General features: G+C 62.7%; 11 protein-coding genes, 1 tRNA gene and 1 pseudogene. 7 read left to right on the top strand and 6 right to left on the bottom strand.

The window, feature by feature from the left end; genetic code table 11:
- Positions 1-37: 37 nt before the first annotated feature.
- Both AC1DYJ_RS26950 and AC1DYJ_RS26945 read right to left on the bottom strand, forming a co-directional pair.
- A tRNA-Arg gene (locus AC1DYJ_RS26950) sits at positions 38-114 on the bottom strand.
- Between the two features lie 148 nt (positions 115-262).
- Positions 263-1,780 carry an ATP-binding protein gene (locus tag AC1DYJ_RS26945; protein ID WP_477282694.1) on the bottom strand — a complete coding sequence of 506 codons (1,518 nt, stop codon included), beginning with the start codon at positions 1,778-1,780 and terminating at the stop codon, positions 263-265.
- Positions 1,781-2,101: 321 nt separating this feature from the next.
- Here AC1DYJ_RS26945 and rpmH point away from each other — a divergent pair, with 321 nt between their 5' ends.
- The 4 genes from rpmH to AC1DYJ_RS26925 all read left to right on the top strand — a co-directional run bounded on the left by rpmH (position 2,102) and on the right by AC1DYJ_RS26925 (position 5,355).
- Positions 2,102-2,236, top strand: a complete 135-nt coding sequence (gene rpmH / locus AC1DYJ_RS26940) for a 50S ribosomal protein L34 (RefSeq protein ID WP_008833937.1) — start codon at positions 2,102-2,104, stop codon at positions 2,234-2,236.
- 16 nt (positions 2,237-2,252) lie between these two features.
- Positions 2,253-2,606 (top strand): ribonuclease P protein component, encoded by a 354-nt coding sequence (rnpA, locus tag AC1DYJ_RS26935; protein WP_112559842.1) that lies wholly within the window; start codon positions 2,253-2,255, stop codon positions 2,604-2,606.
- Between the two features lie 14 nt (positions 2,607-2,620).
- A complete protein-coding gene (yidC, locus tag AC1DYJ_RS26930; protein WP_477282692.1) occupies positions 2,621-4,435 on the top strand; it encodes a membrane protein insertase YidC in 1,815 nt (604 codons plus the stop codon).
- Between the two features lie 353 nt (positions 4,436-4,788).
- A complete protein-coding gene (locus tag AC1DYJ_RS26925; protein ID WP_477282690.1) occupies positions 4,789-5,355 on the top strand; it encodes a fasciclin domain-containing protein in 567 nt (188 codons plus the stop codon).
- Positions 5,356-5,486: 131 nt separating this feature from the next.
- Here the strand turns inward: AC1DYJ_RS26925 and AC1DYJ_RS26920 are convergent, their stop codons facing one another.
- The 3 genes and pseudogenes from AC1DYJ_RS26920 to AC1DYJ_RS26910 all read right to left on the bottom strand — a co-directional run.
- Positions 5,487-7,034 carry a DHA2 family efflux MFS transporter permease subunit gene (locus tag AC1DYJ_RS26920; RefSeq protein WP_477282688.1) on the bottom strand — a complete coding sequence of 516 codons (1,548 nt, stop codon included), beginning with the start codon at positions 7,032-7,034 and terminating at the stop codon, positions 5,487-5,489.
- Positions 7,031-8,317, bottom strand: coding sequence for an HlyD family secretion protein (locus AC1DYJ_RS26915; RefSeq protein ID WP_477282686.1), 1,287 nt, complete (start codon positions 8,315-8,317; stop codon positions 7,031-7,033). The genes AC1DYJ_RS26920 and AC1DYJ_RS26915 overlap by 4 nt, the downstream gene beginning before the upstream one ends.
- A 58-nt stretch (positions 8,318-8,375) precedes the next feature.
- Positions 8,376-8,474 (bottom strand): annotated as a pseudogene (locus tag AC1DYJ_RS26910) (MarR family winged helix-turn-helix transcriptional regulator); the annotation flags it as partial.
- A 160-nt stretch (positions 8,475-8,634) separates the two neighbouring features.
- On the opposite strand from AC1DYJ_RS26910, the gene AC1DYJ_RS26905 reads away from it, so the two are divergent.
- The 3 genes from AC1DYJ_RS26905 (at position 8,635) to yihA (ending at position 10,372) form a co-directional block, all read left to right on the top strand.
- Positions 8,635-8,955, top strand: coding sequence for a hypothetical protein (locus tag AC1DYJ_RS26905; RefSeq protein WP_477283310.1), 321 nt, complete (start codon positions 8,635-8,637; stop codon positions 8,953-8,955).
- Positions 8,956-9,077: 122 nt separating this feature from the next.
- A complete protein-coding gene (locus tag AC1DYJ_RS26900) occupies positions 9,078-9,716 on the top strand; it encodes a CatB-related O-acetyltransferase (RefSeq protein ID WP_477282684.1) in 639 nt (212 codons plus the stop codon).
- Positions 9,713-10,372 (top strand): ribosome biogenesis GTP-binding protein YihA/YsxC, encoded by a 660-nt coding sequence (gene yihA, locus AC1DYJ_RS26895; protein ID WP_477282682.1) that lies wholly within the window; start codon positions 9,713-9,715, stop codon positions 10,370-10,372. Before AC1DYJ_RS26900 ends, yihA begins: the two co-directional genes overlap by 4 nt.
- A gap of 8 nt (positions 10,373-10,380) precedes the next feature.
- Here yihA and AC1DYJ_RS26890 read toward each other — a convergent pair whose 3' ends face one another.
- Positions 10,381-11,124 carry a TetR/AcrR family transcriptional regulator gene (locus AC1DYJ_RS26890; RefSeq protein WP_477282680.1) on the bottom strand — a complete coding sequence of 248 codons (744 nt, stop codon included), beginning with the start codon at positions 11,122-11,124 and terminating at the stop codon, positions 10,381-10,383.
- Positions 11,125-11,174 lie beyond the last annotated feature (50 nt).

Here is an 11,174-nt window from a genome sequence, read left to right as displayed (position 1 = left end):
TCGCGCACTTTGCGGTTCGGCTAACATGTTGATTAATTGGCGCGCCCGAAGAGATTCGAACTCCTGACCCCCAGATTCGTAGTCTGGTGCTCTATCCAGCTGAGCTACGGGCGCGCAACAGGCCATGATTTTCATAGCCCCGCGATCCGGTCCTGGCGACCGGCCGCGACGAGACGTGTTCCCTAACGACTGAATTTCCGAAAAGCAAGCCGATCCGGCAAAAGTTTTGTCGCAGGCTGATCGAGGTGTGTTGAGTTTCAGCTCACGCCGGGCGGCGCAGGCCGTTGCGGGCCTGGTCGAGGCGGACCGGCTGGTCGGGGATGGTGACGGCGAAGGTGGTGCGGCCGCCGATCGATTCGACCAGCTCCACCGTGCCGCCATGAGCGCGGATCAGTTCATGCGCGATGGCCAGGCCAAGGCCGGTGCCGCCGCTGCGGGCCGAACCGCGAAACGCCGCGAACAGGTTTTCGCGCGCCTTGGGCGGCAGGCCGGGGCCGGTGTCGGTGACGATGATGCGGCTGACGCTGCCCATGCGCTCGGCCGACACGGCGAGCCGGCGCACCAGCGCGCTTTCGGCGTCCGCCGCCATCGCCTGCACCGCGTTGCGGCAGAGATTGGTGAGCACGCGAAACAGCTGGTCGGAATCGGCGTCAACCTCGAAGGCGAGCTCGACGGCGTTGACGAATTCGATGCCGTCCTCGATGTCGAGCAGGCCGTGGACGTCCTCGACCAGCTGGCGCAGCCGCAACCGGCGGCGCGAGGGCGCCGGCTCCTGGGTGCGGCCATAGGCCAGCACGCCTTCGGAATAGGAGACGGCGCGGTCGAGCGCGCGCAACAGTTTTGGCGCGAAGGCCTGCACGGTCGGGTCCTTGACCAGGCGCAGACGGTCCGACATCAGCTGCGCGGAAGCCAGGATGTTGCGCATGTCGTGGTTGATCTTGGAAACAGCGAGGCCGAGGTCGGCGAGATGCTTCTGCTCCGACAGCATCTTTTGCAGCCGTTCCTGCATCTGCGACAGTTCGCGTTCGGCAACGCCGATCTCGTCGGATCGAGCCGCCGGGTGGATGATGCGCCCGGGATCGTCAGGCGCCTCGGAGAAGGACAGCATCGAGCGCGTCATGGTGCGGATCGGGCCGATCATGATCAGGTCGATCGCGGCATAGACCAGCATGGCGGTGAACAGCGAGATCAGCAGCGAGACGAAGGCGACATTGCGCGAATAGCGCAGCATGGCGTTGCGCAAGGAATGGTCGGGCATGATCAGCTCGAATTCCTTGTCGCTTTCGCCGACCGGGCCAAAGACTCTCAGCATGCGCTTACCGCCGAAGAACAGCGTGTCGAGCGCCCCGGTCATGCCCTCGATCATGCCGACATTGGCGATGTCGATATGCTCGTCGACCTGCGGCGGCATTTCGGCCACCACCAGAAGGCGCGAGACGCCACCGTCGCGCACCGCGATCGCCTTGGCACCGATCGCCATCAGCACGTCGTTCTGGGCGGCGCGGGAGAGCGAATTGGGCTCGCCCTGCACCAATACGATCGACACCGCGGCAGCAGTGCTCAGCCGTTCCTTCAGCCAGGCCAGGCGGTAGCTGGCGATCCAGGGCAGGAAAATGAGGACTTCGGCCAGGAGCACGAAGACGATGGTGAGCAAGAGCAGTTTTGTTGACAGGCCGCGCGCCAAGGGCACCGAACGGCTTGGAGCCGGGCGAGCGGACGCCGGGCTGGCGTCGGCTTTCACCGGGCCGGTCCCATCATCGGCTGAGGCAAGTTCGCTCATTAAGGCCTGTCTTCACAAACGCTTGATCGGTTGAGATTAGGCGATTGCGGCTTTTTTGCCAATTTCATCCTTCGGTGGACGATGGTACCAGCAATAAAACCGTCTCGAACTGCTCGTTCGCGCCGCGACGAACTGTCGTTCGCGCCGCGACGAACTCATAGTTCGCGCTGGATTGACTCGCAAAACCCTTCTTTCTATAAGCCGCTCACGCTCGGGCCATTCGTCCCGGCGCGGTTTCGATCGCGCCAATGCCGGCCCGGCAAAGCTCCTGTTACACAGTGACAGAATCAAGAAGGGCCGCACCCCGCGGTATTAAAACAAATGAAGCGTACCTACCAACCGTCCAAACTCGTCCGCAAGCGCCGGCACGGTTTCCGTGCTCGCATGGCCACCAAGGGTGGTCGCGGCGTCGTCGCAGCTCGCCGCAACCGCGGCCGCAAGCGGCTCAGCGCCTGAACGGAAGACGAGATCGTTGCCCGCAACCGGCAAGCCAGTGGGACCAAACCCCAAGCGGCTTCTGAAACGTGCGGAATTTCTGGCCGTCCGCCGCGGTGAAAAGCGGCGCGGGCGGCTTTTTCTCGTTGAAGTTCTCGACCGCAATGACGGTCTGTCGCCGCGCGTCGGCTTCACCGTCACCAAGAAAGTCGGCAATGCGGTTGTCCGCAACCGGATCCGGCGGCGGCTGAAAGAAGCCGTGCGCACCCATGCCGCAAGTGACATGGCGCCCGGCAATGACTATGTCATCGTCGGGCGTGAAGACGTGCTTACCATTCCGTTCGGCCAGTTGAAGGCCGAGCTCTCCCGCCGTCTCAGCGGAACACGATAGGCCAAGGGCTTTCGATGGAAAACAACCGGAACTTCTACATCACCATCGTCTTGTCGGTGCTGATCCTTGGGCTGTGGCAATATTTCTACGTGCTGCCGCGCAGCGAGCGGCAAGCCGAAGCCACGCGCATCGAAGAGCAACGGGCGGCGGAGCAGAAGAAGGCGGCCGAGGCCGCTAATCCCGGCGGCACGACGGCGCCCGCAGCGCCAGGCGCCATCCCGAACGCACCCGGCACCTACGTCACGACGCCGGAAGGCCGCGCGCAGGAAGTGGCCAAGACCGCCCGCGTCAAGATCGACACGCCGAGCCTGTCGGGCACGATCAACCTGACCGGCGGCCGCCTCGACGACCTCAAGCTCAAGCACTACACCGAGACGGTCGACAAGACCTCGCCGCAGATCCAGTTGCTCAACCCGCAGGCGCTGCCCACCGGCTATTATGCCGAGATCGGCTTTGTCGGCAGCGACACGACCGGCGCGGTGCCGGGTCCGGAGACCGTCTGGAGCGTCGACGGCAATGCGACGCTGACGCCGGCGACGCCGGTGACGCTGACCTTCACCAACGACAAGGGCCTGACCTTCAAGCGCACCATTTCGGTCGACAACGACTACATGTTCACCGTTTCCGACGCGGTTCAGAATTCGGGCTCGGCTCCTGTCACGCTGTCGAATTACGGCCGCGTCATCCGCTTCGACAAGCCGGCCGTTGCCAGTTCCTATGTGCTGCATGAAGGCCTGATCGGCGTCACCGGCACGGAAGGCCTGCAGGAGCACAAATACGCCGACATCGAGAAGAACAAGCTCTACACGCCGAGCAAGTCGACCGATGGCTGGCTTGGCATCACCGACAAGTACTGGGCGGTCACCCTGGTGCCGACCGAGAAGCAGCCGTTCCAGCCGCACTATGCCTATTACGACAATGGCCGCCCGCGCTACCAGTCGGACTTCCTCACCGACCCGATCACCATTGCCGCCGGCCAGTCGGCGACGGTGGAGACCGAGATCTTTGCCGGCGCCAAGGAAGTCAACAAGATCAATGCCTACGCCCAGGACCGCCAGATCAGGCTGTTCGACCGGCTGATCGATTGGGGATGGTTCATCTGGATCACCAAACCGATGTTCTACCTGATCGACACGCTCTACAAATTCTTCGGCAATTTCGGCCTGGCCATTCTTGCGACCACCGTCGTCGTCAAAACCATCTTCTTCCCGCTCGCCAACAAATCCTACGCGTCGATGGCGAACATGAAGAAGGTGCAGCCCAAGATGCTCGAGATCCGCGAGAAATACGCGGACGACAAGATGAAGCAGCAACAGGCGATGATGGAGCTGTACAAGACCGAGAAGATCAATCCGCTCGCCGGCTGCTGGCCGGTGGCGCTGCAGATCCCGGTGTTCTTCTCGCTCTACAAGGTGCTCTACATCACCATCGAGATGCGGCACGCGCCGTTCTTCGGCTGGATCCAGGATCTGGCCGCGCCCGATCCGACCTCGATCTTCAACCTGTTCGGCCTGCTGCCTTTTGCGCCGCCGGCATTCCTGCCGCATATGGGCGCCTGGGCGGTGGTCATGGGCATCACCATGTTCCTCCAGATGCGCATGAACCCGACGCCGCCGGATCCGACGCAGGCGCAGATCTTCACCTGGATGCCGGTGATCTTCACCTTCATGATGGGCAGTTTCCCGGCCGGTCTGGTCATCTACTGGGCCTGGAACAACACGCTGTCGATCCTGCAGCAGGGCGTGATCATGAAGCGCCAGGGCGCCAAGATCGAATTGTGGGACAATCTGGCGGCGCTGTTTCGAAAGAAACCATCGCCGGCCGAGTAGCCGGCGCGCCTATAAAGTCAAAAAAAGCCCCGGTCAGACCGGGGCTTTTTTATTGGGCGACACGTGCATCACGTTCCCGTGAAGGGCGAAACTTGAAGCACGTGAAGGGCGTGTCTCATCCTGTATCCCCTGGGACGTTCAGGACGGATCACCCTTCATTCGAAAATTGCTTCGCTGGAGCCGCACCCTCGTGACTTAGGTCGCGGGGGCATTGGTGCCGGGTAGCCAACCTATCCTGTAAGTATTTGTTATTATTATATTTTTTACGATCGTTTTCGAAACTTTCCCTCGGCCACCGCGTAACTCTCCCCGACAATCGAATCAACAATTGTCGCAATGGAAGGGTTTCCCCAATGGCACAGTCCATCCTCAAAGCTCTCTGCATCTCGGCCGTCCTCGCGGCTTCCGGTCTCACCGCCACGACCGTCTACACATTCGCCAATCCCGCCGTCGGCGGCGCCGCAATGTCGACCACGAAGAACATCGTCCAGAACGCCGTCAACTCGCCGATCCACAAGACGCTGGTGGCAGCCGTCAAGGCAGCCGGTCTTGTCGACACGTTGCAGAGCGCCGGTCCGTTCACGGTCTTCGCGCCGACCGATTCCGCCTTCAAGAAGCTGCCGGCCGGCACCGTCGCCACGCTGGTGAAGCCGGAGAACAAGGACAAGCTGACCAAGATCCTGACCGCGCATGTCGTTGCCGGCAAGATTTCGGCCAGGGATATGATGGCCAAGGCCAAGGCGATGGGCGGCAAGTATGAAATGAAGACCGTTTCCGGCGACACGCTGACCGCCGAGGTCAAGGGCGGCTCGCTCTACATCGTCGACGAGTCCGGCGGCGCCGCCAAGGTGACGATCGCCGACGTCAACCAGTCGAACGGCGTCATCCACGTCGTCAACAAGGTGCTGTTGCCGAAGTAACGGCTTCCGGCGAAGGGATCACGGCAAGTCGCTACGGCTTTTCCCGGCTTGCCATCCCGCCATGTGTTGCGGAAGCCGTCTTCGACACGACCGGGGCCCTGCTTGTCCTTCGCAGGGCCCCGGTTTGTTTTTCACTCCACGACGGAGCTGTGGTCGACCTTGGCCGGTGTTGCCGGCTTGCGCAGCAAGAGCACCAGCGGGATGGCAACGAGCGACAGGATCATCATCAGCTTGAAGTCGTCGACATAGCTGATGATCGTTGCCTGCAGCGTGACGACGCCGTCGAGCGCGGCGCGGCCGGCGGCGGTGTAAGGATTCATCGCTTGCGCGATCGCCGGATTGCTGAACGCCTGGTTGTAGGGCGTGACATAGGTGGCGATGTTGGCGTGGTTGATCTGCACGTTCTGCGTCAACAGCGCGGTGACGACCGAGATGCCGACGCTGGAGCCGATGTTGCGCGACAGATTGTAGAGCCCGGTGCCCTCGGCGCGGCGCTCCGGCGCCAGCGTGGCGAAGGTGATGGTGGTCAGCGGCACGAACAGGAAGCCGAGGCCCGCGCCCTGGATGAAGCCGGTGCTGATGATCGTCCACTGCGAGACGTCGGGGGTCCAGCCGGTCATGTCGTACATCGCCCAGGCGGTGACAGCGAGACCGGTGAACAGCAGCCAGCGGGTGTCGACCTTGCCGACCAGCCTGCCGACCAGGAACATGCAGGCCATGGTGCCGAGGCCGCGCGGGCCCATGACGATGCCGGCCGTCACAACGGGATAGCCCATCAGCGTCTGCAGATAGGGCGTCATCAGCGCCAGCGAGGCGAGATAGGTGATGCCGATGATGAAGATGAAGACCATGCCGACGGCAAAGTTGCGGTCGAGGAACAGCCGCGGGTTCACGAAGCTGTTGCGGGCGGTGAAGGTGTGGACAAGGAAGATGTAGAAAGCCGAAGCGCAGATCAGCGCCTCGACGATGATCTCGGAGGAGGAGAACCAGTTGAGCTGCTCGCCACGGTCGAGGAACATCTGCAGCGCCGCAATGGTGATGCTGAGTGCGCCGAAGCCCAGCCAGTCGAGCCGCGCCTTGAGGTCAGTCTTGCTCTCCATGACGAACATCGACACGCCGGCAAAGGCCAGCAAGCCGATCGGCACGTTGATGTAGAACACCCAGCGCCAGCTGACATTCTCTGTCAGCCAGCCGCCGATGACGGGGCCGAGCACCGGGCCGACCATGACCGAAACGCCGAACAGCGCCATCGCCGAGCCGCGCTCCTCGACACTGTAGATGTCGAGCAGGATGCTTTGCGACAGCGGCACAAGGGCGGCGCCGAACAGGCCTTGCAGCAGCCGGAAGCCGACGATCTGCGGCAGCGATTGGGCAAAGCCGCACAGCACGGAGGCGACGACGAAACCGGTGATCGAGGTCAACAGGATGCGCTTGCGGCCGAAGCGGTTGGCGAGATAGCCGGAAGGCGGCGTCATCACCGCGGCGGCGACGATGTAGGAGGTCAGCACCCAGTTGATCTGGTCGGCGCTGGCCGAGACGCTGCCCTGTATGTAGGGCAGCGCGACATTGGCGATGGTGGTGTCCAGCGCCTGCATGATGACGGCCAGGATCACGCAAGCGGTGATGGCGCCGCGATTGGCGACCACCGGCGTGGCACCTGTCGCAGCAGTGCTGGTCATGACTTCTGCTCGAACCGGTTGATGAGGTTGGTGACGAAATCGGGCAGGCCGCGCGCATGGCCGGTGTCGACGTCGACGACGACGCTCATGCCGCCGCGCAGCGGTGGCTTGCCGGCGAGATCGTCTACCGTCACCCGCATCGGGATGCGCTGCACGACCTTGACCCAGTTGCCGGTGGTGTTTTGCGCCGGCAGCAGCGAGAAGCTCGACGACGAAGCTGGGCTTATCGAGGCGACTGTGCCGTGCCAGACAGCGCCCGGATAGGTGTCGACGCTGATCGTCGCCGTCTGCCCCGGCCTGACATAGGTCAGTTCGGTTTCCTTCGGCTCGGCCTCGATCCACAGATCGGTCGCCGAAATCAAGCTGAAGGCCGGCTGCGATGCCGGCAGATACTTGCCGACCTGCAGCGCATCGACATTGGTGACGATGCCGTCGAACGGCGCCTTGACGGTTGCATCGGCGAGGTTGCGCTCGGCGTCGTCGACGGCGGACTGCGCCTGCAGGTAGAAAGGGTTCTTCTCCACCGGCTGGTTGGCGTCGCCGCCAAGCTGGGCGAGCGTCGCCTGCGCCGTCGCCTTGGCGACCGACACTTTCTGGCGGGCGGCGACGAGGTCGTGCTGGGCGCTGTCGAAACTCGCCTTGGAGGCGGTCGAGGTCTTGAGCAGATCCTGCTGACGCTGGAACGCGGCCTCGTAATAGGGGATGTCGGCCTGCGCCTGGTCGATCTGCGACAGCGACTGCTGGTAGCTTGCCTGCAAGGTCAGCACCTGGTTGCGCACGGTGCCGAGTTGCGCCTGGGCGGCGGCAAGTGCTGTCTCGAACGAGGCCGGTCGCAGGCGAAAGAGCACGTCGCCCTTCTTCACCGCCTGGTTCTTATGCACGTCGATCTCATCAACCGTGCCGGAGACATCGGTGGAGACGCCGAGCGACTGCGCCTGGATGTAGGCATTGTCGGTGGACATGACCTGGCCGCCGATGACGTAATAGTAGCCGCCGACGATCAGCGCGATCGGCAGCAGGGCAAACAGGACCGGACGCGTCAGGCTGCGCTTAGGCTTGACCGGCGCCGGCGGCGCGGCAATGACCGGGGCCAGCTGCGGCTGCGGCTCCCTGGTTGGTGCCTCGAGTGCTGCCGGCTCGAGCGCAACCGGCGTCTCCAGCTCGCCATCATCGATAACGGTGCCGGCGCGCCGCTGTTCGCGCTCGCTGTCCAGCCGGATGACCTCGCGCGGCCGATCCGCGGTGTCTTCCGCCGGTTTTTTGGGTGATGTCGATTCAGCCATGGGTTTTCTCCCGGTCGACGGCCGGCTTGAGCCGAGCCTCGAACAGATTGGGTTTGATGCGGGTCACAGAGGATGCGCGCGAACGCTGCTCAAACCGCTTGCGAGGCAGGCGCGCGACATCGTGCAGCACGAAGCTGATGGTGGGTGAGGGGGACATTGGGGGATATCGGAGTCGGCTAGCAACTTTTTGTGAGCATGCTTATTATCATCATGCACATAATCCTGCTGGACCTCCTGCGCAAGATGGCTTAGGCCGCCTGGAGCAAATGTCCCATTGCGCTGGCGCAACAGGAGGACCGGCACCCGTCGGTTTGGAAATGACGATGAATTGGCTTCGGATCGCAGCTGTGGCTGTGCTTTCGGCATGCGCATTTCCGGCCGCCGCCAAGGAGGCTGTCAGCTGCGGCGGGGCCGCGATGCTGGGCGGGGCGCAATTGAACTGCAGCCATGTCGAACCCAAGGCGCCGCCGCAATTCTGCAGCTTCAGCTGGGCTTTGCACATGGCGACCGGCGACCAGAAGATCGTCGAAGGCAGCTTCCTGTTGCCGCCCGGGGCCGCGAACGTCCAAGTCTATCAGGGTGCCGGTTTCGACCGCTCGATGTCCGATCCGATCGTGATTTGCCGCGGCACCAAGTGACCGTCGAAGCCAGTCAAGACTCGCTCATCGGGCGATTGGTGCTATAGGGCGGATCACGCTATTTTGAACGGCGCACGCGGATTGCGCCTGCGCCCGGCTGCCACTCTTCGACGGACCTCGCCATGGACGGACCCAACCCAGACATCAAGCACCCGATCCCGATGCACAGCCGGGTCGGCTTCCTGAAGCCGCTGGTCACCGCACCCAACATCGAGATCGGCGACTTCACCTATTATGACGATCCGGACGGGCCGGACAAATTCGCCGAGCGGTGCGTGCTGCATCACTACCCCTTCATCGGCGACAAGCTCATTATCGGCAAGTTCTGCGCCATCGCCGAGGGCGCGCGTTTCATCATGAACGGCGCCAACCATGCGATGTCCGGCTTCTCGACCTATCCGTTCAACATTTTCGGCCATGGCTGGGAACAGGGCTTCGATCCGAAAACGTGGTCGCAGGAAGTGCGCGGCGACACGATGGTCGGCAATGATGTATGGATCGGCATGGATGCGGTGATCATGCCCGGCGTGTCGATCGGCCATGGCGCCATCGTGGCGGCGAAATCGGTGGTGACACATGACGTGCCGGCCTATGCGATCGTCGCCGGCAACGCGGCAAAGGTGGTGAAGATGCGCTTCGACGACAGGACGGTGCGGCGACTGCTTTCCGTGGCGTGGTGGAATTGGCCGGTGGACAAGATCGGCCGTAACCTCAACGCCATCCGGGGCGCCGATATTTCCAGGCTGGAGGCAGCGGTTTGAACGCGTTGGGCAATACGGTTATCGGCGTCGAGCTGTTCACCAAAGGGTGGATCTTCATCCGCGGCGTGCCGGCGATGAAATTCCTGCCGCCGGAGGGACCACCGGAAATCGCTTTCGCGGGGCGTTCGAATGTCGGCAAGTCATCGCTGATCAATGCGCTGGTCGGCCATAACGGGCTGGCGCGCACCTCCAACACGCCCGGGCGCACGCAGGAACTCAACTATTTCGTGCCGGGCGGGTTTTCCGGCGAAGGCACCGACCTGCCGCCAATGGCTCTGGTCGACATGCCGGGCTACGGCTATGCCAGCGCGCCGAAGGAAAAGGTCGACGACTGGACCAAGCTGGTCTTCGACTATCTCAAGGGCCGCGTGACGCTGAAGCGGGTCTATGTGCTGATCGATGCCCGCCATGGCATCAAGGCCAAGGACGATGAGGTGCTGTCGCTGCTCGACAAGGCGGCGGTTTCCTACCAGATCGTGCTGACCAAGACCGACAAGATCAAGGCGGCGGGCGTGCCGCGGCTGATCGAAGAGACGCTTGCCAAGATCAAGAAGCGGCCGGCGGCGTTTCCGTTCGTGCTCGCCACATCGTCGGAAAAGGGCGAGGGTCTCGACGAACTGCGCGCGGCGATCGTGCTGGCCGCCAATGGCGGCTGAGAGGTCGGTTAGGCCGTTGCCTTGGCCTTCGCCTCCAGCGCGATCAACTGGTGGCTTTCTTCCTCGGCAAGCTTTTCGGTGCCGTAAAACTTCAGGAACAGGCTGACGCCCGACCGAACGATGTGGTCGATCTCGTCCTGGCTCGGCGCCTTGGTGCGGTAGGCGAAGATGCACTGGCGAAACAGTCCGGCCAGGCACAGTTCGGTGAACTGATAGGCGGCAAGATCGACGTCGTCGACCTTGAGCAGGCCACGGTCGATGGCGGCATTGAGGAACTCGACCATCTTGTCGTGGCCGCGTTTGGGACCGCGTTCGTAAAAACGCGCACCCATGTCGGGTATCCTGTCGGAAGCGCCGATTACCGTGCGTTGCGCCTGGATCACCTTGGCCGAGGTGATCTTCACCGACAGCACCTTGCCGAACTTCACCATTGTCTGGCGCAAATCGTCAGTGCGGTCGAGCACGTCATACATATTCTTGAAGATGGTGCCGCGCTCTTCCTCGATCAGCGCCTCGAACAGCTCTTCCTTGTTGGCGAAGTAGACATAGATCGTGCCCTTCGAAACGCCGGCCTCGCGGGTGATGTCGTTCATCGACGCCGCTTCGAAGCCCTTGTCGATGAACACACGCCGCGCACCCTCGATGATCTGGCTCCGCTTGACCGGATCCTGGCCCGCAGCCGGGCGGCCGCGACGCGCGCTGTCCAGCACATCGCACAGATCATTTTCGGCATCGGCTAACGTGTCGGCCATAAAAGTCACACCTCGCAAAATAATTCGAACCGAGCGGTTCGATTGCCCTT

The sequence above is a fragment of the Mesorhizobium sp. P2_B11 genome (assembly GCF_056404855.1).
Note: the sequence above shows the minus strand (reverse complement) of the source record. Positions and strands in the feature narration are given on the sequence as shown.

What these genes read in the sequence shown, in the direction of transcription:
- AC1DYJ_RS26945 (WP_477282694.1), bottom strand. Translation starts at nt 1,780, where the DNA reads ATGAGCGAACTTGCCTCAGCCGATGATGGGACCGGCCCGGTGAAAGCC.
- rpmH (WP_008833937.1), top strand. Translation starts at nt 2,102, where the DNA reads ATGAAGCGTACCTACCAACCGTCCAAACTCGTCCGCAAGCGCCGGCAC.
- yidC (WP_477282692.1), top strand. Translation starts at nt 2,621, where the DNA reads ATGGAAAACAACCGGAACTTCTACATCACCATCGTCTTGTCGGTGCTG.
- AC1DYJ_RS26925 (WP_477282690.1), top strand. Translation starts at nt 4,789, where the DNA reads ATGGCACAGTCCATCCTCAAAGCTCTCTGCATCTCGGCCGTCCTCGCG.
- AC1DYJ_RS26920 (WP_477282688.1), bottom strand. Translation starts at nt 7,034, where the DNA reads ATGACCAGCACTGCTGCGACAGGTGCCACGCCGGTGGTCGCCAATCGC.
- AC1DYJ_RS26915 (WP_477282686.1), bottom strand. Translation starts at nt 8,317, where the DNA reads ATGGCTGAATCGACATCACCCAAAAAACCGGCGGAAGACACCGCGGAT.
- AC1DYJ_RS26905 (WP_477283310.1), top strand. Translation starts at nt 8,635, where the DNA reads ATGACGATGAATTGGCTTCGGATCGCAGCTGTGGCTGTGCTTTCGGCA.
- AC1DYJ_RS26900 (WP_477282684.1), top strand. Translation starts at nt 9,078, where the DNA reads ATGGACGGACCCAACCCAGACATCAAGCACCCGATCCCGATGCACAGC.
- AC1DYJ_RS26890 (WP_477282680.1), bottom strand. Translation starts at nt 11,124, where the DNA reads ATGGCCGACACGTTAGCCGATGCCGAAAATGATCTGTGCGATGTGCTG.